This window comes from Cerasicoccus frondis (genome assembly GCA_031296915.1).
In the GTDB taxonomy this organism is placed as follows: domain Bacteria; phylum Verrucomicrobiota; class Verrucomicrobiia; order Opitutales; family Cerasicoccaceae; genus Cerasicoccus; species Cerasicoccus frondis.
Window position 1 is genome coordinate 53,916 of sequence record JAVDPC010000019.1, and the last position, 23,638, is coordinate 77,553.

Below are 23,638 nucleotides of genomic sequence, written 5' to 3' on the forward strand. Positions count from 1 at the left end.
GTTGAATATAAATTTGGGAAAACCGCCAAAAATTGACGTCTGCCCCCTCGATGACAAGCAAAAAAAACGTGAGTTAGTTCGGAGTGACGAGCCGTGAGTTTCGAGTATTCCGCTCATCAGGAAGAGGCAACGCAATGCCCGTTCAGGATAACGGTCACTAGCGTTAAGGAATTTCCATGTTCTACTCCGCAGAGGGCTTCTCCACAATGTATGGCTCTAGGTGGACCGTCACATCCAATAACGCGGGAAACTGCTCAACCAAATGGTCTTTCACTTCGTGGCCCAGAGCGTGTCCTTCAAATATGCTCATCGCGCCATCGACCTGCACGTGGATCTCCACAAAGTAGCCTGAACCGCTCTTGCGAACCCGACATTTTTCAATGAGGCAAACCTGCGGGTGACGGCTGGCCTCCTCGCGAAGCGCCTTGACCAGGCTCGTCGCCACCTTGCCATCCAGCGCGTCGTGCAGCGACATGCGGACGATGCGGATTGCGTTGGTGAAAATGATGGCGCAAGCAATGAGCGCGGCCCAGTCGTCCGCCGCCGCCCAATCCGGGCCGCCAATCAGCGCGATGGCAATGCCGATCGCCGCCGCCGCCGAGGTGAGCGCGTCACTGCGGTGGTGCCAGGCGTCGCCCTCCAGCGCGCGGCTGTCAACGGTGTCTTGAGTCAGCCCAATGACTTTGCGGAAAAGCAGCTCCTTGGTCGCCACAACCACGAGCAGGACCGGCAAGGTATACCACTCGGGCACGGCGTGTGGGTGGCGGATTTCCTGAATCGAAAAGATCGCGATGCCGATAGCCGCCGCGAGCAAAGCCAACCCGGAGATGATGCCCACCAGCGATTCGATTTTCCCATGCCCGAACGGATGATTTTCGTCCGCAGGCTTGAGTGACAGCAAAAAGCCGCCCCAGGTGACCACCGAGACAAATACATCGCTCGCGGACTCCACGCCATCGGCGATCAACGCATAGGAGTTGCCTACGTAGCCGACGCCGAGCTTGATCAGCATCAAGACCACATTTAGCCCCAGCACCACGATCGCCGTGGTGAGCAAGGTCGAATTATTGGATGAATAAGAGACTTCGTCGCGCATGCGTTACGAATCAGGGGGGGAAGGAATCTCAGCGTGCGCGGTCTAGTTAAAAGTCACGCTGGCGGGTGTCAATGATCAGCGTGACAGGACCATCATTGTGCGCTTCGATTTTCATATCTGCCGCAAAGACGCCGCTGGCCACCGACTCGCCCAGCTCCACCGATAGCAATTGCTTGAATTGCTCAAAGAGCTCAGTCGCCAAGTCTGGCGGAGCTGATTTATTAAAAGACGGGCGCGCGCCTTTCTTCACGTTGCCAAAGAGTGTGAACTGGCTGATGACCAACGCGCCGCCCCCGCGATCAATCAGGGATTTATTCATGCGCCCCTCTTCGTCCTCAAACACACGCAGCGCGGCGACCTTGCGCGCCAGCCAGGCGGCGTCTTCCGCGTCATCCCCCTGCCCCACGCCCAGGAAAACGAGCAGCCCGGCGTCGATCTCGCCCGTGGTTTCTCCATCCACACGGCAAACCGCGCGGGTGACCCGTTGAACGACGGCGCGCATCAGGCTGGTTCAGCGAAGAAAGATTCCACGCGGGCAATGATGTCATCCACAGGCGCCAATTTTCCGGCGCCCTCATAACCACAGGCCAGCATGCCGTTGGCCTGAGGCTCGATGAAACGGCATCCGCGCTCGCGGAGCGTTGCAATGTTGGCCTGCGTCGCTGGGTGCGCCAGCATCTTACCATTCATCGCGGGCGCGATCATCACCGGGGCAGGCGTGGCTAGGTAGATACTGGAAAGTAAATCCGGCGCCAAGCCATGCGCAAAGCAAGCGAGGATGTTTGCCGTCGCCGGCGCCACGAGCAACAAATCCGCCTTATCGGCCAGCTCAATGTGCCCAGGTTGCCAGCCCTGCCCCTCGTCCCATAGATCAACGCTCACCGGATTGCGCGAAAGCGTCTGCAGGGCGATGGGGCCAATAATTTTCGCCGCATTTGCGGTCATCACCGGAAATACCTGTGCTCCTCCTTGCGTAAGGCGCGAGGTAATATCCGCCGCCTTATAGGCTGCAATGGAGCCAGTGACGCCCAGTATGATCGTTTTGCCGGAATAGGACATGATGCCTAAGGTTACGCGCAAAAATTCGGAACTCACGTCTAAAATTTGCCACAACCAAGCGTACCGGCAGCGTAACCTGACTGTCTCAATTGGCAAAATTAATTAACGCATTATAAAAGCGACTTCAGTCTCATTTGTGGCACATCATTCGCTTTCTACAGTGATTCACCGAACTAAGAGTGTCCTTACATTTACTGAATAGATTACATCGTTTGTCACCAATGATGCTCGGCGTGGTTGCCGGGTCGTTGGCGTTTGCTGTGGTGGCAACCTGCATTGCGTTGTTTTATTTTCTGGCCGAGCAAACGTATGACACCCGCGTTCGGGATCGCGTGGAGGACTTGGCCTTGCTCGCGTCCACCGTCGTCAATGTCGAGGAACACGCTCTGCTCCGTGACCCGCAGCAACAAGGCGGCGAGCTTCACCAGAAATTACTCAAACCACTGGTCGCCATTCACCGGAAGATCCCGGAGGTGCATTACCTCTACACCATGATCTATAAGGACGACCAAACGTTTTTCGTCCTCGACACCGCGCAGGATAAAGCCATTGCCCAACGGCCCGACACCAAGGCCTCCACCCTCATGGAGCTTTTTCCAGACCAAAATCCAAATGACGCCAAGGCGCGACAAACGCTGGAAGCCGGGAAGCCCTACGTCTACCCCGACTTATATGAAGACTCCTACGGCAGCTTCATTTCCGCCGTGGCGCCGCTGATGACCGACGACGGCAAGTTGGAAGGCTATGTCGGCGTGGACTTCCGCATCAGCGCCGTTGAAAAACAAATTCTCCAACTACGGAACACGGCACTGATCGCACTGCTGGTCGGCGGCTTTGGTTCGGTGCTGCTAGGCGCTCTTTCGGCAAACCAGCGCGGCCAAAGCCAACAGCAAGTCGACGAGCGAATGTACGCCGAAGAGGAAATGCGCCAAGCCAAGGAAAACGCCGAGCAAGCGCTGATGGCTAAGCAGGAGTTATTATCCATCGCCGCACACGACTTGAAGAACCCGCTCGCGGCCATCATTGGCGTGTCCGACCTGATGCAAGTCAGCCTGGAAACCGTCCCCAATCGCTACATTTCGTCCACCACGCGCGAGTTATTCCAAAAGATTCCCAAATACGCCAACAACATGCTGGGCATCATCGAGGAGGTGCTCAAGGCCGACACCATCGAACGCATCGGCATCCAGGTTGCCGACAAGCCATTTAACGCCACCGAGGCCGCCAACGAAGTGGTCGAGTTCAACCGTTTTGCGTCCAAGAAAAAGAACATCACGATCCACTACGTGTGCGAGCGCGCCTACTACATCATGGGCGACCGCGATCGCATCATGGAGGCGTTGGACAATCTCGTCAGCAACGCCGTCAAGTACTCCCCGCCGAATTCCCGTGTGGATGTTGCCCTGGGCTGCGACCTCGCGCAAACCATGCTGCGTTTTTCAGTCACCGATGACGGCCCCGGACTCAGTGATGAAGACCAGCTCAAGCTTTTCCAGAAGTTTCAAAAACTCAGCGCCAAACCCACTGGCGGGGAAAGCTCGTCCGGCCTCGGCCTGTCCATCGTAAAGCATATCGTGGAAGCCCATGGCGGACGCGTTTTCTGCGAGAGCGAGGAAGGTTTTGGCGCAACATTCGTGATCGAAATACCGATCGTGAACAGCCGCCCGCTTTATTCGCAAATGGCCAGCGATAAAAAATCCCTGCCCAGCGACGCTCCGGTTAGCTCTGTCTGGTGATTTAATCGCCCCTCAGGAAAAAGACCTGACAAAGACGTCCAGGCATGGAAGCTTTGCCTGCATGTCAGCCCGCTTCGTCTGCGCCCTAACCTGCCTATTTTGCCTGCTTCTACTCGGCTGTGGCGACCGTGAAACGCCAGTGGATCGCGCCAACCGCGAGCAAATTCTCCTGCGCGCCAACGGCAGTGAGCCCGCCGCGCTCGATCCACATCTCGTCACGGGCGTCACCGAGCACAATATCCTCACCGCGCTGCTCGAAGGCCTTGTCCACCCCCACCCCAAAACACTCAAGCCACAACCCGGCGTAGCCGAGTCGTGGGACATCAGCGACGATGGGCGCATTTACACCTTTCACCTGCGCGACGACGCCAAGTGGTCCAACGGCGACCCCGTTCGAGCAAGCGATTTCGTCTTTGCCTACGAGCGCATTCTCTCGCCCAAACTCGCGGCTGAATACGCTGGCCTGCTCTACCCGATGGTCAACGCCGAGGCTTTCAATACCGGCGAGCTCACAGACTTTTCCCAAGTCGGCGTCAAAGCGCTCGATGACCGCACGCTGCAAATCACCCTGAATGACTCGACGCCCTACTTCCTGTCGCTCTTGACGCACTACACGTGGTTTCCCGTGCACCCGCCAACCATCCTGAAGCATGGCGACATCGACCAGCGAGAATCACGCTGGACACGCCCGGGCAACTACGTCGGCAACGGCCCCTTCACCCTGGAAAAATGGCGCGTTCACGACCGCATTGAGGTAAAAAAGAATCCGCTCTACTGGGACCGCGAACACATTCAGCTCAACGGCGTGCATTTCCTCCCCTTTGCCAACCTCAACGCCGAAGAACGGGCCTTCCGCTCCGAGCAAATCCATATATCCTACGCCATTCCCACGCACAAAATCGCACCCTACGAAGAGGCTGACGACGAGGCGCTCCGCATCTCCCCCTACCTCGGCACGTATTACTACGCGTTCAACACCGAAAAGCCGCCACTCAACGACGCCCGCGTTCGCCGCGCGCTGTCTCTGGCGATCGATCGCGCAGGCATCACCCAAAACATCACTCAGGCCGGGCAGATTCCGGCCAGTCATTTTACCCCGCCCGACACGGGCGGCTACACCTCGCAGACGCAGTTCAGCCTCGATCTCGAAAGCAACATCGCTGAAGCCAAACGCTTACTTGCGGAGGCTGGCTATCCCAATGGCGAAGGCATGCGCGAGCTCGAACTCCTTTACAACACCTCTGAAAGCCACAAAGCCATTGCCGAGGCCATTCAGTATTTCTGGCAGGAAACACTCGGCGTTAAAGTGCGTCTGGTGAACCAAGACTGGAAGGTATACCTGATCAATCGCCGCGAGGGTAATTTCGACGTACTCCGCGCTGGCTGGATCGGCGATTACAACGACCCGAGCACTTTTCTGGATCTACTGTCCAGTTGGAACGGCAACAACAACGCCAAGTTTAAAAACGAAGCCTACGATGCGCTCATCCGCCAAGCCGCCGCCGAAGGAGACGCCGAAAAGCGCTTGGCAACCTTTCAACAAGCCGAGGCAATTCTCCTTGAGGAGATGCCCGTCGCGCCGATTTATTTCTATGTCAGCGCTTACTTGGTCAATCCCGCAGTTCAGGGCTGGTATCCAAACATCCTCGATCAACACCCCTGGCAAGGCATTTACCTGGACCCCGATAAGTGAGGTCACAGCCAGTGTGGCATACGCAAAATTCGCCAACGCCACGCAAGGCGCCTGCAAAGGCTTCATGCCTCCCTCGTTGCATCGGCAACTTCAATTGGAAAACACACCAACGGGCTACATTAGAGCATTTTTCATCGAACTTGGCCGAATCAGGTGGGGCCAAGTTCGATAAAAAGTGCTCTAGATAATGTAGCGCTTCATCAGGTGGGCAACATCGTCAATCCCCTTGGCCAGCCAGATCACGCCTCTGGTGATTGCTTCCTCACCTTTGCTTATTTGCGAATAATCCAGAACCCATGTCGGCTCTACAGAGTTTAAATTAATTCGATATGCAGATATCAAGTGAATTAATTTTTCCGCATGATTCAGGTTCGCCATATAACCGTCAATATCCGTAGAGACTATAAGCCCTATCCAGTCATCTAAGGTTTCAATTAACTTAAATCGGTCAACGTGCGTCGAGCTCTCTGAGCAAAAGCTCAAAAAACGGTAATCTGCATCCAGTTCATAGGCTATGGACTCTACGATACCATCTGACTGATATATCTTGCGGTGTTGATAAAACTCCATCGATTGAGCAATTTGCCCTATGCTCTAGCAGTGGAGTTTGAAAAACAAACCATCAAACCCATCCGAAATACGGGATTTGAAAATTTGACTTTAGTGCTTCGATATGGCATTTTAGCAAATCAATTGCTATCACAACAAGCCCTTTAGAATCCCACACAGACCATTATTATGAAGTGCCAATAACATTGGCTATCCACAACCCATTAAGACTATATTCATATTGTAACCTCTAATTATTATTAGGCAAGCACTGCTTATGTTTAACTTTTAGGTGCAATATTCATGAAGCGTTATTGAATCAGTCAGACGCTTTACGGTTGCAAGTACGAGGTGGGCGAGCTTGCATTTCGGATCAATGCCACGTGTGAGTGTCATCATCCCCTGCTACAATGCTGAGAAGTATCTGGAGGCTGCCATCGAGAGCGTATTCAGCCAGGATTACGACTCGTTCGAATGCTTGGTGGTTGACGATGGCAGCAAAGACCAATCCCGACAAATTGCAGAGCGACTGGCGCAACGCCACGACTCCTTGAAAGTCATTTCCAAGGACAACGGCGGTCGGGCCTCTGCGATAAATTACGGTGTCCAGCATGCTTCACCAAACGCGGAATACTTGGTTTTTTTCGACGCAGACGATCTCCTGCAAACTGACTTCCTGACCCAAACCGTCCAATACCTGGACGATCATCCTCAAGCCTGCGCGGCAATGACTTGCTTTTGGGAACAGTTTTCATCGGATGGCGATTTACGGCCTGGGGTTCGATCTCGTTTTATCCCGGCATGGCCGATGCCTCACAATTTGCGCGAAACGCGGTCTGTCACGCCATTCATCGCCTTCTACTGCGCCACGGGCCAAGGCCCCTTCGCCCTGATTCGCCGCAAAGCCTTTGACCAGACGACTGGCTTCGAGGAACGCCTGAATCAGCATGGCGTGCATGGCCATGAAGACACCGATCTTTATTGCCAGCTTTCGGCGCATGGAGAAGTCCATCACCTCAGCGAGCGACTCTACATCAAGCGCACGCACAATGATAACGTCACCAAAACACGAGACATGGGCTATGGCCGGTTCCGTGATATCTGGGACAAGAAGCTGTCTCAACACATTTCCGACGCCCATGCAATCAAGCTGATTCGCGCCTATTACCACCGAATACATCAACCACTGCGCTCGATCAAGGTCGGCGTCAAAGCGACTAAACAATTCTGCGCCAAACCATCACTTGGTTCGCTGCGTTGGGCCTTTCACCTAATGCGTCCAGCGCTCTTCTTACCCTTTAACCTGCTGTGGTACTGGCTCTGTTTTTTGCCTGCCCTGAAGCAATTTGATCAACAAACTGTCCGCATATTTCGATGATTGATTGGACGCAGGATGCATACTTCAACTGGTTCTCGCAGCAGGCGGGAGCCAGAATTTTCATTGTCGGCTATCCTGGAAATCAGGGAGATAAATTGATTACGCTTGGCACGCAAAAGCTCCTGCAGAAGGTCGGATGCCAGGAAGTCGATTCGCCAGAAAAGGCAGACATTCACGTCTATCCGGGCGGGAATATTTCGGTCTGGCGTTCGGACGTCAAGGCGCTCACCCATACAGTCGAAGCGGCTGGCCCAAACGTTCAATATGCGATTGGCCCCAGCGGCTTTCCAGCCTCCTTTTATTCACTGAGCCAGCCCTTGAACAATCCTGTGGTCAAGGCAGCCTTTGCCCGGGACCACGTCAGCCTTCGTCAACTAAAGCGCTACACTTCACGCTCGGACATCCAAATCGGCTTGGCCCACGATCCAGCCTTTTATTTATCAGACGACATTTGGCTGGATGAGCTGCGCCGCAATAGCACGAAGACTCACATTCTCGGGGCGTTTCGGCAAGACCGGGAGGGCGATCTGTACTGCCATCAACTGACGTCTAAAATTCTGCCGGTCATCCCCTATCGGGCAAGCCGCTGGCTGTCGCAGAAATTAACACGCAAAGGCAATGTGGAGAAATTCCGCCAACTAACGGCGAACCGTTCCCAACCAGTCGTCTATCGAGACGCGTCCAACGCTTCTTATCAGGACTTCTTGTCACTGATCCAAAACGCAGCCGAAATCCATACCAACCGTCTGCATGTTTTTATTCTGGGGGCGATGCTCGGCAAACCAATCTTCGTCTACGACACCCCGGCTCACAAACTGGAAAACATCTATCGGGCGAGCATGGAGCCCTGGCTCCAAAACTGCGAATTCGTGTGATGCAGCCGAAGCAATCATTTGCCTAAGCCAGCGACTACCCGACGTTATCCTTGGCGATTGCGGCGACGCCAAATAACCAACGCGAGCCCCGCGAATCCAACCAGCATTGCGTAATGCTCTGGCTCCGGCACGGAGGTCGGATCGATGACCCGCATTGCGTGACTGAAGTTCGTGTAGAACCAAGTATCCTCCTGGAAAGGCAAGATCTCCACGCCCGGCGGCGCTAGCTCTCCGTTCGCATCCAAAATGGCCGGTAGATTGTCATGACTACTGATGACTAAGGGAATGTCCGAAGCGGAGCCATCTTCCAGCGTGCCATAAATCCCCAGCCACATAACGACATGGGAAATATACACCTCGTCTTGCTCATTATGGGAGAACATGAAGAGCAGGTCGCCAGGGCGGAACATGCCGATCAACCCCTGCAGCGACCCCGCCGCATTGGTATCACCGCTCACGTAATTCGGGCCATTGATGAAGCCAGGTTCGATGTATTCTCCATCTGGTGCGATAATCGGGTTGTTCGTGAGCGCGCCAACTTCCTCATCCCCCAGAGCACCGACGGCCGAAACCATCTGAATGCCGAGCGCCACGTTGTAAATGTAGGACGCGAAATTACTGCAATCAATGCCAGCCGTGCCTTTTCCGTATTCATCGAGCCAAGGATTGGGCATCGTCCCCCCGCCAGATACATTTAATGGAGTCGTATCGCTTACCGGATTCCAGTCCCAATAATTCGGCGCGCCTTGCACTGAGGAATAGCCATGCGCGTAGGGGTTCCAAGTCGGGTTGTGGTGGTGCTGGTAGGGCGTGCCAATGAGACTGCTCGCCACACTGATCACCCGCTGCTGTTGATAAGTAACGGCATCCACGCCCAATGGAGCACTGGGAATCACGCCACCGTTAATCACCTGCCGTGTAGGTAAGTTGAGCGTGTGCGCAGGCGTGTCAGTGCTGTAAAGCTGCGGAACCGACACCCCCCACTCCTTGCTGCTGCCTACCCAGTTGGCGCTATTGTAATCATACCAATCGTCTGTCCCCGGCGTCGAATGCGCATTGACCAAGTCGATCCGCCCTGAAATATCCGCCGTCCAACTGCCTATATCCGCATCGAGCGTAATGGCATAGGGCGACGTATAACTCTGCCCGTGAACAACAACGGAAACCAAACCAACAATTCCTATCAAACAAACAGTAGCACGCATGGGTATAATCATGAACGCTCCCCATTTTTCAGTCAAGAACACCCTAACCTCCTCCAATAAAATATTCAGCAGTCCATTGTGCGGGCGCTTTTCATCAAAGGGTCAGGTCGTGCGTTCAAATCAAAGTAGTTGATTACGTCATTGTAAGCTTGTTCCACCCGCAAAAAAGCCGCCGGGATCATCCGGCGGCTTTCGCGTGAAAAGTATCAAGTTAAAGTTACTTCTTCTTTTTCTTGGAAACCTTAGATGCGGCCTTCTTGGCAGCCTTCTTAGCGGCAACCTTTTTTACGGCAGCTTGCTTCGGCTCTTCCTTTTTGGCTTCAACCTTCTTCGGAGCAGCCTTGGCTTCTTCTTTCTTCGGCTCAGCCTTCTTGACTTCAACCTTCGCAGGTTCGGCCTTGGCGGCAGGCTTGGCGGCTTCCTTGTTCACGACCGGAGCGGCAACCTTCTTAGCTACGGCGACCTTCTTCTCCTGCGTCGGGCCATCCTTCAGCGCGGCCTTGGCCAGAGTTGGTTCCTTAACGGAAACCTTGGCAGTCACCTGAGCAACCGGAGCATTGAAGGCATCAGCTACAGCGCCGCCCACCGGAGGCAGTTCGATGGCGGTTTCGCCAACGATACGGTCACGCACGAGGTAGCCAGCCGGAGTCCACTCACGCAGCACCACTGCGGGGAAGAACTTGCCCGTCGGGTAGTTCGGGTAGCCATTGAACTCAATGCTGGAAGAAACTTCGCCGCCTTGAGCGGAGATGTACTCGACGCCACCGAGGTGGAAATCGCTGCCAGTGAAGCCGCCTGGGTTGGCGAGAGCCCAAAGCTCAACGACGAGGGAGCCGCTGGTCGTGCCAGATACGCGGGGGTTGCTGACGCCGGCTACGGAAGCTGAGAAGCCATCGCTGCTGAGCTTAGCGGCGGCAGGCTGGACGAGCTGCGGATGGTAGAAGTCCACCAGGTCAGGCATCACCACGATATCGTCGTAGGAGCCGGACTCGCCAGCGCGCGTCACGACAAGCGCGATGGTGTAAAGGCCACGTACGCTGTCCGCGAGGGCTGCGTCGAGGGAAATGAATTCGAGATAGTAGCCACCGTAGAGGGTCTGCGTCTCGGCCTCGGCCAAAAGCACACCGTCGATTTCGTCACCGGTCGGGGCGCCGTAGAGGGCCCATACCTGCAAACGCGGGGTGCTGGCTTCGCCGTAGTTGTCCAGACGGCCAACATAGATGGAAGCGCTGTCACCGTTGATGACAACACTGCTGTGGCCGCCGAACTGGAAGCCACTTTCTTGGGATTTTCTGCTGCTTGTGATCATTTTCGTTTGGGTTTCTGATAGGCTGAGACTGCGATTAACCCGGTAGTCAGTACAATGATGGTTTGTTGAGGATCAGCCTAAAAAGAGTCTTGGGATTTGTCTTATCAACCGCAGAGAACGCGGAGAGCGCAGAGCCTTGCTGGCTCATCGAGTAAATAAAAAAAGAATACTCTGCGTTCTCCGCGTCCTCCACGGTTAAAATTCAATTAGAGGTTATTGAGGGTTTGGGGTTGGCGCAGGTCGAGCGTCATCGGGAAATCGATGGAGTGCTTTTCGCGGCGCGACATGGTTTGAGCGCCCGGCGTGTGGCCGATCTTCTCAAAGCGGCTCAGGCGACGGCTTTCCGCCGCCAGGGCGTTGACCGGGAAGTCGTCGTAGCCACGGCCACCCGGGTGGGTGATGTGGTGACGGCAACCGCCGATGCTGGTGTTGTTCCAGATGTCTACGAGGTCAAACGTGAGTGGCGAGTCGATGGTGATCGTCGGGTGCAGGGCCGAAGGCGGCTGCCACGCGCGGAAACGCACGCCAGCGACGTATTCGCCTTCCACGCCGCCCGGAGTTAGCGGCACCTTGTAGCCGTTGCAATACAGGGCGTAGCGCTCGGGGATGAAGTTTTCGATCTTCACCTGCACGCGCTCCACGGAGGAGTCCACGTAGCGCGCGGTGCCCTGCCCTGTGGCTTCTTCGCCGAGGGTCAGCCATGGCTCGAGCGCCTGGCGAATTTCCATGCGCATGCCGTTGTAGCTCACTTCGCCAAACTTCGGGAAGCGGAACTCCAAATGCGGCGCAAACCAGTCGATGTTGAACGGCATGCCCCACTCCTTGAGGTCTTCCAGCACTTCGCTGAAGTCGCGGAAATTCCAGTGCGGCAGCATCCAGCGGTCGTGCAACTGCGTGCCCCAACGGACAAGGCGCTCCGGCTCGTAAGGGTTATCCCAGAAGCGGTTGATCAGCGCGCGAAGCAGCAGGTGCTGCGTGAGCGACATGCGAGCGTGCGGCGGCATTTCGTAGCCACGCATTTCCAGCAGACCCAGGCGGCCCGTGTAGCTGTCCGGCGAGTAAAGTTTGTCGATGCAGAACTCGGCGCGGTGGGTGTTGCCGGTCAAGTCGGTGAGCAAGTTGCGGAAGATGCGGTCGACGAGCCATGGCGGGCATTGCTTGCCGTTTTGCATCTGCGCGTCGAGTTCGCGCATCGCGATCTCCATTTCGTAAAGCGAGTCATTGCGCGCTTCATCGATACGCGGCGCCTGCGAAGTCGGCCCAATAAACTTACCGCTGAACACGTAGCTGAGCGACGGGTGCTGGTGCCAGTAGGCGATCAGCGAGGACAAGAGCTTCGGGTTGCGCAGGATGGGTGAATCCTTCGGCAAGTCGCCACCGCAGACAATGTGGTTGCCCCCGCCGGTGCCGGTGTGCGTGCCGTCCTGGTCGAACTTGTTCGCGCCGAGGCGGCAATGCTTCGCCGCTTCGTAAAGGAACTCCGTCTTTTCGACGAGGTGCGCCCAGTCGCTCGAAGGCTGGACGTTGACTTCGACCACGCCGGGGTCCGGGGTGATCTTGATGCTTTCCAAACGGCGGTCAAGCGGCGGCAGGTAGCCTTCGATCACGACTGGCATGTTGAGCTCGCCGGCGGTCGTTTCGATCGCGGTCAACAGGTCGATGTAGTCTTCGATCGACGGCGTCGGCGGCATGAAGACGAACAGGTTACCCTCGCGTGCTTCGACGCACAGTGCGGTGCGGATGATCCACGGCGCGGTGGTGTTGTCCAGCGGCGTGGTGTCCGGGCGCTGCATCGTCTCGGGACGCGGGCGCATGTGGACTGGGATTTGCCAGGTGCCGGGGGTCGCGCCAAAAGATTTCCCCGGACCAAAGCGGCGCATGTAGTCTTCCCAAGGGTCAAAACGGTCGCTCTGGGGCACGTTTTGCAGACCACCAGCGCGGGAATGGGGACCACTGCCCAGGTCGCCTGCGGAGGCGCCGTCGCGGCGGTATTGGCTGGCCAGCGCATCGTAGTCCGGCAGCGGCGGCGCGTCTTCCGGCATCGGCGCTTCACCCATGAAGCGGTAGTCTGTCGGCGCTTGCCAAGGCATGGAGTCCAGCGGCAGGCGCAGGCCCATGGGCGAGTCACCCGGGAAGAGGAACAACGTTTCCGGACGCAGGAACCACGGACCGGTCAACCACGCGTAGCGGCCATTGACCCAGCCACGCTCGATCGGCAACGCGCAGCCGATGACCTTCTTCAGCCCTTGCTCGAAGACCTTGGCCAAGCGCGTGCGCTCTTCCACGTCTTCGATTTTGTTTTGCAGCGGGTTGACGTTGGTCGGCAGGCGGCGCTCACGCCACATGTAATACCAGGCGTCTTCATAGCCGTCCATGGCCATGTTCGGGTCGAGGTTCAGCTTCTCACAAAGGAGATTCATGAACGTGCGCGACTCGACCTCGGTGAAGCCGTAGTCCTTGCGGAGGTCCGCCAAAAGCGCGGGGTCCTTCCAAATCGTTTGGCCGTCCTTGCGCCAAATGCAGGAGTAAGACCAGCGCGGCAAAGATTCGCTTGGATACCACTTGCCCTGACCGTAGTGCAGGAAGCCGCCCTTACCATACTTCGCGAAGAGGCGCTTGAGCAGGTCTTCGGACTTGTTGCGCTTGTCGAGGCCAACGGCGGAAATGGTCCACTCTTCGCTCTCAAAGTCGTCGATGGACACGAAGGTCGGCTCACCGCCCATAGTCAGGCGGATGTCCTTGGCGTCCATGTCCTTGTCGATCTCGGCGCCCAGCTCGACGATGTCTTTCCATTGCTCGTCGTTGTAGGGATAGGTCACGCGCGGTGTTTCGTGCACGCGCTGAATCCACATTTCGTGCTCGAAGTCGTCCTTGACCTTCTGGCCCTCGTCAACGGAGAAACCGCCGGTGATCGGCGCTGCGGTGCGCGGGTCCGGAGTCGCTGCCAGCGGGATGTGGCCTTCGCCGCAGAACAGGCCGGAAGTCGAGTCGAGGCCAACCCAACCAGCGCCTGGCAAGTAAACTTCGGTCCAGGCGTGCAGGTCGCAGATATCCTCTTCCACGCCAGATGGACCGTCGATGGCCTTTTCGTCCGCACGCAGCTGAATAGAGTAACCAGATGTAAAGCGCGCGGCAATGCCCAGGTGGCGCAAGATGTTGACGAACAACCACGTAAAGTCGCGGCAGGAACCGATGCCGAGCTCGAGGGTTTCCTCGGGCTCTTGGACGCCCGGGTCCATGCGCAGCGTGTATTTCAGCTCGCTGTTGATGCGTTGGTTCAGTTCGACCAGGAAGTCGATCGTCTGCTTTTTGCTACGGTCAACGGAGTCGACCCACTTTTGCAGGAGCGGGCCAGGCTTCTCTGTTTTCAGGTATGGCTTGAGGTCGTGCTCGGTGGCGTCGCTGTACTCGATCGGGTAATGCTCGGCATTGGTGTCGAGGAAGAAGTCGAACGGGTTGAACGCCTCCATGCGAACCGTCAAGTCGACGATCACCTCGAACAGGTCGGTCTTCTCGGGAAAGGCGACGCGGGCCAGGTAGTTGCTGAAGGGGTCCTGTTGCCAGTTGACCCATTGGCCCTCGGGCTCGATTCGCATCGAATAAGCAACGATTTGTGAGCGGCAGTGAGGCGCCGGACGTAGGCGCACAACCTGCGGCCCCATCGTCACTAGCTGATCGTAACGGTAAGAGGTCCGGTGGAATAATTTGACGTCGATAGCCATATCGCTGTCTTAGAAAAGCAGTTATCAGCCCAAGTCGTGTTCGATCTGATGAACACAACATCGGGTAGCGTGCAAGTGGGATTTCAGGATTCTGGTGACTAGAAAAGAAGTGAGAGTCAAAGTCGATTGTTCGTATGCGTTAGCTCCAAACAAGCCACTCAAAAAAACCGCGTAACGTGAATTTCACAACGCCTGTTCGTCAATATCAAAATTTGCACAAACCCCTGAATATTAGTGGTATGAAAAAATTTCATACATAGGCGGACTTCATCACTATTTTTCTGCATAGCTCCAAATTAGACTGCTTATGATTAGAATTCTCGATGAACTAAAGCTGTTATGTGTTCAACATTAGTGACTTGTAGCGAAGCATCGTTACCAACCAGCAAACTGACAATCAGAGATTGTTCAGGAAAAGCCCCTCTTTTAGGCTGGGTTGGACTTGGTTGCAGAGCGGTATGCTGGAGGATGAGTCCCATCAGTCAGCGAAAATTTTAAGCAAAATCAGCCCTCAGCGCAGAAAAACGCCTTAAAATCCCCCATCCCCAAAAACCACTAGTGTTTTCTGACGAAATGCCCATGGGCAAACTGACAAAACCCACTGGTGTTTTTCGACAGAATGCCCCAGTGTTTTCCGACGCAACCAACCAGTGTTTTCCGACGCAACTAACCAGTGTTTCCTGACGCAAAACACCTAAGGGTTGTGACACAAAACACTGGGGCATTCTGTCAGAAGACACCGGGGAGTCGCGCCTCCAAAACACCAGTGGATTTCAGAGCAAGCACGACGTTTCCACGGTGGAATACGTAATGATGGCGGAAAAATCGCAAAGCGCCCTGCTCAGAGGCTTCATTTGGATAAAAAATCAAAAATTACTTGCCCGCATAATCCATCAAAAATATCCATTTCGAACATGGAAATTTCGAACGAAGTTCAAGGCGTCCTGGAGCTAGACATTTCACAATTATTCTCAGACATTGGCGCTACGGCGCCTCAGTTTGGCTTTGGAATGGCAGACCAAGATGATGAAGAAAAAGGCCGAACTTGGTTTCAAAGGCACAAAACCGAGCTCAGAGAGAAAGTCTGTGGCACTTACTTGGCGAAATTGGCCGCCGATGAAAATGGCGGATGGGATCGCGTGTTGATTGTTGCTGGAATCGCTGATCTAATCGCCAACCGATGCGTCGGAGTTTCTCCTCTTTCCGTAGCCGCCCTGATACTAAAACTTGGCCTAAATTCTTTGTGCCAGCAAAACTAGACCCTGCCAAGGAACACGAATTAGCAGAACTCTCCAAAGAGTTTATGGAGAGCTTTATTTCGCGTGCGAGGCAAGCAATGCTTCTGTCATCAAGGGAGCTAGGTAACAATAAGCCCTTTCAATTTATTGCCTCATCAAATCTGAAATTCAATGCCAGCATTGAATGGGATGGCTCGGGGCCACTTTATTACATCTTGAACTGGGGAGCGTGCCTTGGCTTATGCGATGCAGCCATGACGATCAGTGCGCATTCAGATTTCTGTGAAGCATATGGCAAGGAGATGGGACGCTTCGGAAAGATTGAAGACATCGAAATTGTTCGCCAGCGATTCTGCGACTATCGCTCGCCAGAAAACCGGGAGGATATGTGTTCAGCCCTGCCTCTGCCCACGTACAATCTGTCTCAACCACGTGAGCATCTTGGTGACGTACTTTTCGACCTAACTACAGCCATTGTCAGTCTACATGAGCAAGGGCATGCTCTTTGTGGACACCTGCACTTTGCAGCCAAGGTGGCAAAATCCGGATTTGAGTGGTATGAGTTGGAATCAAATGAAACCAGTAAAAGGCAAATCGACCAAGCTACCGCTTATGCCTTTGAACTTCAGGCAGACGCATTTGCTTTTGAATACCTGCTGATCGTTTCAAAGAACGAGATCATTAAACAGTTCTTTCCAGACAGTCCACTCTTTGCGGATGGTAATGACGGACGCATCGATTGGATATTCTTTGTGACGATGGCAGGCGCCATAGTATTCTCTATTCTGGAAAAAAGTGAGCAGGGAATGGATCAGTTGGATCGTAGGCATCCACCCGCCAAAACCAGAATGTTGGCGTTCATGGCTACCTTGAAAAAGGCTCTCCAAGCATTTTTACCAGACGAAACACAAAGAAATCAGTTTTTAGTTATTGTTTATAATAATCTGTTCGTCGTATTCGAAGTAATCGATGTAAGCCCAATAGAGCGAGAGGCCTTCAATGAATATTTTTCAAAAACGCTTGATGACCTTACCCACCCATCATGCCTGATGCTTAAAGATGCAATCGAATGCCTGAATAGATTAGAACCAGAGCTAAAGCCATTACTTGAATTAGCTCACCAACAATTTTAGGCATAGCGCTTATTAAAGATGGATGATTCTTATTTATCCTTACTCAATGAGATTGGGGCCGAACCATTGCCAACCGAGATGATGCTCGAAGGCGATGGGATGTACCAGCAGATTGCTCACATCTACCAGCAACATGTGGATGCATTTCGCGAAGCACTGCTGCCATCCATGAAGCAAATACATATCTCCATGTTTTATGGCACACGCTTTAATGCAATCGCGGCCACCGATAGAAAAGGTGAAAACAGTATTATAGGCTTCAATCATGCGCTTTTACTGCTGCTCTTCGATATCACTCATAGCCTCCTGGCGAGAAATGATGTCCTCATTGGGTTCGGTGAGCCGAACTTAGAGAGATCCGATACCTATACATTTACCACCGATCTCTCGACGCAAATTCAAGGCAACGAATCATTTGATGTAACTCTACCCCAGGCAATGCCACGGTGCCCTGAGAGGCTATTGGCCGCGAGAGCCCTCTTCGCTGTGGCCCTTGATTTCGTTTTCCTCCATGAGCTTTCTCATATACTTGGGGGGCATACCCGCCATCCAATCGTCCGTGGGTTTGCCGAAGGCATGTTTAACGCCACTACTAGCAAGTCTATTAGCGCTTCCGAGCGCGCCTGTCTGTTTCATGCTTTTGAGGCGGACGCTGATTGGTTCGCATTTCGTTTGCTGATTAGCATGTCACATAATAACCAGGCTCTTCTTCCTGCCTTTGGCGAGCGAGACTGGACGCTGGAGCAAAGACTGAGCTGGGCAAGCATTGGCACTCTACTCGTACTCTATTTTTCAGATACGGTTGGAAAACATTGGGATATTTGCTTAAATCGCACCCACCCTCATCCACTTGTTCGGCAAATAACCTTGCGCGATTTTTTCCTCGAAGGAATTGGAGAATTCGAAGAACAAACCAAGTATGAGCCTCTGTTCGATGCAGCCCTCAAAGAAGTTCAGAAGCTAGAGCAGTTAAATTTGGTTCCCCACTGTTTATCGCGGGTTAACGACCAGATTCATAACGATGTCCAGGATTGGATAAGTGAGGTAGTTGAGAAACAACAATCTCTGCAAAAAGGCCTAAGAGCACAAGGTCTTGATGCACGCATGATGGAAGGCATCAACGTTAACTGAGGCCAGGTTCGGGCAGACATCCAGAAAATCAGCAAAAACACATATTTTTCAATTGGTGGATTTTATTCGCTATACCCGGATAAAAGAATGCCAGGCGTGGCGTCCCAGATCCGCAAGCCGCTCGACTTCCCAACCGAAGCCAGACGGCGACCATCCGGCCCCCAGGCGATGGCGTTAATTTCCGAATCCTCAACGGCCAGACTCAAGGTAGCCTCAAAGTTATGGGTATCCCACAAGCGGATTTGTTGATCTCGGCCAGCCGTAGCCAGGCGATGGCCGTCCGGGTTCCAGTCCATGCCTTTAACCGGCCCCTGGTGCGCTTTAAATTCGAAAAGTTGATCGCCGGTTTCCGTTGAGAATATGGTGACCACGCCTTCGCCATTGCCCGTCGCAAAGCGGCTGCCATCAGGACTCCAGGCATGCGCACTTTCGTCGAGTTCCCTGGCCTCATTCAGTTGATCGATAACGATGGCGCCCGACAAGGCGGACCAGACCGTAATCCGTCTCGAATCTCCCGATCCAAGCAGGAAACGACCGTCCGGACTTAGAGATAATTTCCGGTATTCCGCCCTTTCGCGATAGGCCGGTTTTTCAAAGTCGACGGCTTTGCTTTTTCCCCGTGTGCGCACCGCCTCGATCTCGCCATCTGCACTCAGCGCCAGAAACTCCTGTGGACTGAGCCAAGCCACGCTCCTTAAATTGCGTATATTCAGCTCATAAGGCTCTGTCCGCATGTCCTTTCCGCCACTGGTTTCCTCGACTAGTTCACGCTGTCCATGCCCCCTTCCCGCCTTCCGTCCAATGGCCAAATTGCCCACCAGTGGATTCCAGGCAAACACATCCTTATCGTCTAAGGCCCCAATTGCGTCCTTCTCTCGCGCTTGTTGGTGGATTGCATCGACTCGCCAGATAACGCCATTTTGCGCTAGTACGCTGAGGCTCCCCCCATCTCGCTGCCAGCACAACGACCGCAGTGGACCAGCATCTTCCAGCATCACCATCTGCGAGGGGGGCAGTTCCACACGCGTCATTTTTAAGGCTCCATCTTTGAGCCCAGTGGCAATCGTGTAAGCCTCCGCACTCCAGGCAATTGCGGTGGGCGACTCCACCTTGAAAATGGGTTCAGTCGATGAATTCAACAGATTGGCCTCGATGACCTCGTTGGACTCATCCTGAATGAAAACCAGCATGTTGCCATCCGGGTTCCAGGCAATGCCGTGGACAGCGCCAGCATCCTGCCTCTCCGCGCGAGCAACTCGTTCACGGGCTGGCACGCCCCATATACGCAGAACGCCCCCTTCACTGCCGGTCGCAAGCCAAGACGCGTCCTGTTGCCATGCCAGTGACGTAACCGTTGCCCAGTGCCCCTGATAGACGTCTGGCGCTCCATTTAACCCTTCGCCTGGCCAGACATAAACATCTTCAGAATCGCCGATCGCCGCCAGGTAACGGCCATCCGGGCTCCAGGCAATCTTCGTAAGGCGAACTTCTGGCAGATTGAATTGATCGATCATTCGGTAACCTCCCGTATCGAATGCTTTCCATATGCCGATTTCGCCACTGGCTTCGAGCACCGCAAGCTCATAGCCATCGCCGCTCCAAGAAATCGAAAGCGCCTCGCGGCCTTCTGGCAGCAACTTTTCCTGATGCCCCGATATCGGATTCCAAATGATCACCTTGCCTGACTCCGTCAGTGAGGCGATAAATTCATCATCCGGGCTCCAGAGCGCCTGCACATGCGCCTCATCGTCGAACAAATGCCGGACGACGATGCCCGTCAGCGTATTGCGAATCGTGCAACCGGCGCCATGGGTAACCAACACCAGACCACCAAATCGAGAAAATGACGTCGAGGTCACCGGCTCGCGATGGTGAACCGTCTTACCCTCCTGATTCATTTCCCCGTAGGTATAATACCACTCCCAACCCCGTAAGTCCGCCTCGTCGCCCTTCGGCAACCAGGCAGTAATCAAGGCATCCGGCGCCAGCTTGGTGATCTCACGAAATTGATTCGCCAGCGCAATGAAGCGCATGTTGGCGGTGTAAGCGTAGCGGCGATTGGCGTGAGCTTGTTTCGCGGCTCTGTCCGCCGCCTCGATGGCCGCTTTTTGAGAGTTTTCCGCCTCACGTCGTGCAGTTTCAGCTGTCAGTTGGGCCTCTTCCGCCTGATGCTTTGCATTTTCCGCTGCATGTTGCGCCAGTTCCGCTTGTTCGCGAAGGCCTGACTCCCGCAGAGCGGCAACCGGACCGCCAATGCCCAACGTTAGCAGCAGCAACATTCCAACCAGAAAAAGCGCCGCATGCAGCGGGCGACGACGCACCCACTTGCCAAAACGCTCTGCGGCGCTAATCGGGCGTGCGATGATGGGTCGATGCTCACGCCAGGCCCGCAAATCATCCGCCAACGCGCTCGCGGCGCCATAGCGTCCCTTCGGTTCTTTATCCAGGCATTTCAGCACGATCGTCTCCAGGTCACGATCAACTTTCAGATCTTGAGAGCGCAGTGACCGGGGGGCTTCGTCGCGAATTGCCGCCATCATCCCCATCAAGGAATCTGCCTTGAAAACCGCTACGCCAGACAACAATTCGTAGAAAATCGCGCCAAGGGAATAGATGTCAACTGCGGTCGTGTAGACGCCACGATGCCCCCCCTGCGCAATCTCAGGCGCCATGTAGAGCGGCGTCCCCATGATCATGCCAGTCAGTGTCAGCAAATGCTCATTATCAATGCGACAGGCCAAGCCAAAATCACCGACATGCGGTTCGCCATGCTCATCGATCAGGATGTTCTCTGGCTTGAGGTCACGGTGGATGACACCGCGCTCATGCGCAGCCGCAATCGCGTCGGCAAGACACAGAATCAGGTCCACGGCTTCGCCGGGAGAAAATCGCTTCTCGAGCATTTTCTGCCGCAAAGTGCCTCCCGAGATCATGGGCATGCTGTAAAACTCATAACCGCCTTGAGAGCCCACTTCATAGATCGGCACGATATGCGGATGTTTGAGCTGAGCGGCTGCCTCCGCTTCCACTCGAAAGCGCTCTCGCTCCTCCCGCGAAGCCAAAACCGCGTTTAAAATAATTTTCAGGGCGACCTCCCGCCCTAGCAGTAAATGGCGCGCTCGAAACACCACCCCCATCGAACCACGACCAATCTCTTCAAGCAGTTCGTAATCACCGATTCGCTTATGCTTCAAATCGACTTCATTGAGAAAGCAGACATCCTCGGTCAGCGAAGCAACCACTTCGTTACGCTCTTTCCGAAGCCCTTCATAGGCGTCAGGGTCCAGAAAATCAGATGGCAGTCTGTCTTCTGAGCGCAGGAGGTCACTGACCGCATCGAGTAATTCCACGTCTGAACCACAGGCTTTCTGCACATAATCCGCTCGCTCTTGAGCGTTAGTAATATCGATTGCTTCAAGAAAGATCTCCTTTTCAAGTGATGCAGCCGCAGGTTCGGGAATATCCATGGCAATAATTAGAATTACGCAATTTCCCGACCAAATACGCCAAACATCCTACTGGCTAATTGACGGATAACCGTCGCGCGAGCCAAGCGCGCGCATAAGCCCACTGCCGATGCAGCGTACGACTGGAAACACCCGTGGCGTCAGAAATCTCCGCCAATGTCAGCCCTGCGAAAAAGCGCAATTTCACCAACTTGGCCGCTTCAGGGTCACTCACCTCCAGTTCGCCCAACGCTTCATCAATTTCCAGCAAGCGCTCATTACTCTCTTCGGATTTAATAATGTCCTCATCAAACTCGACATGCTCGAAGGCGCCGCCGCGCTTTTGCCGATTTTTCGCGCGAATGCGATCAATCAGGATGCGTCGCATCGTCTCCGCCGCAGCCCAATAAAAATGCTGCTTACTTTCCCATTTTTGGACGGAGCCTTCTTTGCCCAATCGGATGTAGGCTTCGTGCAACAAGGCTGTCCCGGTCAGGCTATTGTGTACGGCATTGCCTGAAACTTTCCGACGCGCTAGTTGACGGAGCTCTTCGTATAGCTCAGGCATCAGCGAATCAGTCGTTCGCTTCGGGCTATTCGACTTGCTTACAGTAGGATCCACGTTGGCTACTATTGAATTTCCCCACCGCCATCAGGCAAGCCGATACCCAGTCGTAGATTCAGTACGATCGATGTTAGTCCCAAAACACCTAGGTATTAGGGCTTATTTTTGGCGTAAAATGTGCGAATTCGACGGGTTTATCGGTGAGGACGCGCTTTTGGCGGCCATTGCCATAACGCCAAATCCGAGAAGTATGACTCTCCCAACAATGCCTCTCACCAACTCAACAGTGTTAATCATCAAGTGTTAGAAAGCGGAATTAGCATGTCTCCAAACGATTCCGACCTGGGACGCCTGCGCATACGTTTGGCTAGCTAATTCTCGCAACGTGCATAGCCAGGGCAGGAAAAAACTGCCCTGGCCTTTGCCGTTTGAGGCAAATGTCACAAGCCGTTCACCATGCTAGGAGGCATGCCCATCGTTTTGCGAAACACCCGGGAAAAGTGCAACGGATCATCAAAACCCACGCTCAGGGCGATATCCATTACCCGCATGCGGCCCTCTTTGAGCTGACGAAACGCTTCATTCATTTTCATGCGCAGCAGCGCCTGGTAAGGCGATTCGTTGTGGTAACGCTTGAATATCCGGCACAGATACTCCGCGCCATAGCCAGTGCGCTCAGCCAACTCCGCCAAAGAATTGATCGCACTGAAGTCTTCACGCATAATGCGCATTGTCAGCTCATATACTTGGGCTGGCCCGTCAACCGTCGTTCTTGATTTGGAATGATCTCGGCGAATGTAACTCGTCAGCACGAGTTCCAGTGCATTTAACACCTGGACCTTCTCCGCATACCCCTGTGCTCCATCAAAAATCAAGTGATCCAGCACCTCACAAAGCGATGAACTGAGAGTAGATTGCTGAACGACGCCTGGCGTGAGCCCGCAATGACGCCAACGCTGGGGAAAAGCTAGGTCCGTCCGGCAGAAAAAGTATTTATGAAACGGCTGTTGCTCATGATTGAAAAAATGAATCGGAATTCCGGGCCCGTAACAGATCAACGCCCCCGGCTCCAATACATGCTTCTTTCCGCGAATTTTAATTTCCCCTCGACCTTCACGGATAAACTCAAGCATCCAAAAAGGGAAATTTTCCCGATTAATCAGAAAATCCGGCGCACACACCTCGAATCCCGCATAAAACACACAGTCTACCTTGGGGCGCTTCGTCAGGGAGAGGTATCTGGATTCCTTAACCTGCTGTGAAAGCTCAACTGCAAGTTTTGTCATGCACAATCGCTTATCAAAAATGTCCATGCCAAACCAGCATTTATGGGCTTCTCCAAACTTTTTTAAAAAAGATGAATTTTTCCCTTGCGCGAAGGTCGGTCACTCTGTTTGTTTCTCGGCTTTCCTCATTGCAGGGTGGAGCAGCCCGGTAGCTCGTCAGGCTCATAACCTGAAGGTCATCAGTTCAAATCTGGTCCCTGCACCCAATTTATAAGGC

At 54.2% G+C, this 23,638-nt stretch carries 17 protein-coding genes and 1 tRNA gene; 8 read left to right on the forward strand and 10 right to left on the reverse strand.

The genetic code is table 11. From position 1 onward, the window contains the following. Positions 1-181: 181 nt before the first annotated feature. The 3 genes from RBB63_RS15050 to RBB63_RS15060 are packed head-to-tail and all read right to left on the reverse strand — an operon-like array spanning position 182 to position 2,191. Positions 182-1,096, reverse strand: a complete 915-nt coding sequence (locus RBB63_RS15050; RefSeq protein ID WP_309385792.1) for a cation diffusion facilitator family transporter — start codon at positions 1,094-1,096, stop codon at positions 182-184. A 46-nt stretch (positions 1,097-1,142) separates the two neighbouring features. Next, on the reverse strand, positions 1,143-1,598 hold the full coding sequence (dtd, locus tag RBB63_RS15055; protein WP_309385793.1) for a D-aminoacyl-tRNA deacylase: 456 nt from the start codon (positions 1,596-1,598) through the stop codon (positions 1,143-1,145). Further along, positions 1,598-2,191: a flavoprotein gene (locus RBB63_RS15060; protein WP_309385794.1), complete on the reverse strand. Its 594-nt coding sequence runs from the start codon at positions 2,189-2,191 to the stop codon at positions 1,598-1,600. Before RBB63_RS15060 ends, dtd begins: the two co-directional genes overlap by 1 nt. Before the next feature lie 185 nt (positions 2,192-2,376). On the opposite strand from RBB63_RS15060, the gene RBB63_RS15065 reads away from it, so the two are divergent. Together RBB63_RS15065 and RBB63_RS15070 are read left to right on the forward strand one after the other, a co-directional pair. After that, positions 2,377-3,891, forward strand: coding sequence for a sensor histidine kinase (locus tag RBB63_RS15065; RefSeq protein ID WP_309385795.1), 1,515 nt, complete (start codon positions 2,377-2,379; stop codon positions 3,889-3,891). 61 nt (positions 3,892-3,952) lie between these two features. Further along, on the forward strand, positions 3,953-5,584 hold the full coding sequence (locus RBB63_RS15070; protein ID WP_309385796.1) for a peptide ABC transporter substrate-binding protein: 1,632 nt from the start codon (positions 3,953-3,955) through the stop codon (positions 5,582-5,584). A gap of 180 nt (positions 5,585-5,764) precedes the next feature. On the opposite strand, the gene RBB63_RS15075 is transcribed toward RBB63_RS15070, so the two are convergent. Then, positions 5,765-6,154: a hypothetical protein gene (locus RBB63_RS15075; protein WP_309385797.1), complete on the reverse strand. Its 390-nt coding sequence runs from the start codon at positions 6,152-6,154 to the stop codon at positions 5,765-5,767. 355 nt (positions 6,155-6,509) lie between these two features. Here RBB63_RS15075 and RBB63_RS15080 point away from each other — a divergent pair, with 355 nt between their 5' ends. Both RBB63_RS15080 and RBB63_RS15085 read left to right on the forward strand, forming a co-directional pair. Beyond that, positions 6,510-7,511, forward strand: coding sequence for a glycosyltransferase family 2 protein (locus tag RBB63_RS15080; protein ID WP_309385798.1), 1,002 nt, complete (start codon positions 6,510-6,512; stop codon positions 7,509-7,511). Beyond that, entirely contained in the window at positions 7,508-8,386 is an 879-nt protein-coding gene (locus tag RBB63_RS15085; RefSeq protein ID WP_309385799.1) for a polysaccharide pyruvyl transferase family protein, read from the forward strand. The genes RBB63_RS15080 and RBB63_RS15085 overlap by 4 nt, the downstream gene beginning before the upstream one ends. A gap of 44 nt (positions 8,387-8,430) precedes the next feature. On the opposite strand, the gene RBB63_RS15090 is transcribed toward RBB63_RS15085, so the two are convergent. The 3 genes from RBB63_RS15090 to RBB63_RS15100 form a co-directional block, all read right to left on the reverse strand. Further along, the gene (locus RBB63_RS15090; protein ID WP_309385800.1) at positions 8,431-9,591 is read right to left on the reverse strand and encodes a hypothetical protein; all 1,161 of its coding nucleotides are present in this window, start codon (positions 9,589-9,591) and stop codon (positions 8,431-8,433) included. Positions 9,592-9,808: 217 nt separating this feature from the next. Further along, entirely contained in the window at positions 9,809-10,900 is a 1,092-nt protein-coding gene (locus RBB63_RS15095) for a hypothetical protein (protein ID WP_309385801.1), read from the reverse strand. A gap of 206 nt (positions 10,901-11,106) precedes the next feature. After that, on the reverse strand, positions 11,107-14,622 hold the full coding sequence (locus RBB63_RS15100; protein WP_309385802.1) for a transglutaminase family protein: 3,516 nt from the start codon (positions 14,620-14,622) through the stop codon (positions 11,107-11,109). Between the two features lie 854 nt (positions 14,623-15,476). On the opposite strand from RBB63_RS15100, the gene RBB63_RS15105 reads away from it, so the two are divergent. Genes RBB63_RS15105 through RBB63_RS15115 form a run of 3 tightly spaced genes read left to right on the forward strand, consistent with a single transcriptional unit; the run spans position 15,477 to position 18,124 of the window. Continuing rightward, positions 15,477-15,881, forward strand: coding sequence for a hypothetical protein (locus RBB63_RS15105; protein WP_309385803.1), 405 nt, complete (start codon positions 15,477-15,479; stop codon positions 15,879-15,881). Then, positions 15,866-16,993, forward strand: coding sequence for a hypothetical protein (locus RBB63_RS15110; RefSeq protein ID WP_309385804.1), 1,128 nt, complete (start codon positions 15,866-15,868; stop codon positions 16,991-16,993). The genes RBB63_RS15105 and RBB63_RS15110 overlap by 16 nt, the downstream gene beginning before the upstream one ends. A gap of 18 nt (positions 16,994-17,011) precedes the next feature. After that, positions 17,012-18,124, forward strand: a complete 1,113-nt coding sequence (locus RBB63_RS15115; protein ID WP_309385805.1) for a hypothetical protein — start codon at positions 17,012-17,014, stop codon at positions 18,122-18,124. A 62-nt stretch (positions 18,125-18,186) separates the two neighbouring features. On the opposite strand, the gene RBB63_RS15120 is transcribed toward RBB63_RS15115, so the two are convergent. The 3 genes from RBB63_RS15120 to RBB63_RS15130 all read right to left on the reverse strand — a co-directional run bounded on the left by RBB63_RS15120 (position 18,187) and on the right by RBB63_RS15130 (position 23,421). Continuing rightward, positions 18,187-21,591 (reverse strand): protein kinase domain-containing protein, encoded by a 3,405-nt coding sequence (locus tag RBB63_RS15120; RefSeq protein WP_309385806.1) that lies wholly within the window; start codon positions 21,589-21,591, stop codon positions 18,187-18,189. 55 nt (positions 21,592-21,646) lie between these two features. Beyond that, positions 21,647-22,192 carry an ECF-type sigma factor gene (locus tag RBB63_RS15125; RefSeq protein ID WP_309385807.1) on the reverse strand — a complete coding sequence of 182 codons (546 nt, stop codon included), beginning with the start codon at positions 22,190-22,192 and terminating at the stop codon, positions 21,647-21,649. A 383-nt stretch (positions 22,193-22,575) separates the two neighbouring features. Then, a complete protein-coding gene (locus RBB63_RS15130) occupies positions 22,576-23,421 on the reverse strand; it encodes a helix-turn-helix transcriptional regulator (RefSeq protein ID WP_309385808.1) in 846 nt (281 codons plus the stop codon). Positions 23,422-23,550: 129 nt separating this feature from the next. Here RBB63_RS15130 and RBB63_RS15135 point away from each other — a divergent pair. Then, a tRNA-Met gene (locus RBB63_RS15135) sits at positions 23,551-23,627 on the forward strand. Positions 23,628-23,638: the final 11 nt, after the last annotated feature.

Excerpts from the sequence above, each read along its gene's own strand:
- RBB63_RS15120 (WP_309385806.1), bottom strand. The coding sequence starts at position 21,591 with ATGGATATTCCCGAACCTGCGGCTGCATCACTTGAAAAGGAGATCTTT.
- RBB63_RS15080 (WP_309385798.1), top strand. The coding sequence starts at position 6,510 with ATGCCACGTGTGAGTGTCATCATCCCCTGCTACAATGCTGAGAAGTAT.
- RBB63_RS15115 (WP_309385805.1), top strand. The coding sequence starts at position 17,012 with ATGGATGATTCTTATTTATCCTTACTCAATGAGATTGGGGCCGAACCA.
- RBB63_RS15130 (WP_309385808.1), bottom strand. The coding sequence starts at position 23,421 with ATGACAAAACTTGCAGTTGAGCTTTCACAGCAGGTTAAGGAATCCAGA.
- RBB63_RS15100 (WP_309385802.1), bottom strand. The coding sequence starts at position 14,622 with ATGGCTATCGACGTCAAATTATTCCACCGGACCTCTTACCGTTACGAT.
- RBB63_RS15050 (WP_309385792.1), bottom strand. The coding sequence starts at position 1,096 with ATGCGCGACGAAGTCTCTTATTCATCCAATAATTCGACCTTGCTCACC.
- RBB63_RS15075 (WP_309385797.1), bottom strand. The coding sequence starts at position 6,154 with ATGGAGTTTTATCAACACCGCAAGATATATCAGTCAGATGGTATCGTA.
- RBB63_RS15095 (WP_309385801.1), bottom strand. The coding sequence starts at position 10,900 with ATGATCACAAGCAGCAGAAAATCCCAAGAAAGTGGCTTCCAGTTCGGC.
- RBB63_RS15090 (WP_309385800.1), bottom strand. The coding sequence starts at position 9,591 with ATGCGTGCTACTGTTTGTTTGATAGGAATTGTTGGTTTGGTTTCCGTT.
- dtd (WP_309385793.1), bottom strand. The coding sequence starts at position 1,598 with ATGCGCGCCGTCGTTCAACGGGTCACCCGCGCGGTTTGCCGTGTGGAT.
- RBB63_RS15065 (WP_309385795.1), top strand. The coding sequence starts at position 2,377 with ATGATGCTCGGCGTGGTTGCCGGGTCGTTGGCGTTTGCTGTGGTGGCA.
- RBB63_RS15085 (WP_309385799.1), top strand. The coding sequence starts at position 7,508 with ATGATTGATTGGACGCAGGATGCATACTTCAACTGGTTCTCGCAGCAG.
- RBB63_RS15070 (WP_309385796.1), top strand. The coding sequence starts at position 3,953 with ATGTCAGCCCGCTTCGTCTGCGCCCTAACCTGCCTATTTTGCCTGCTT.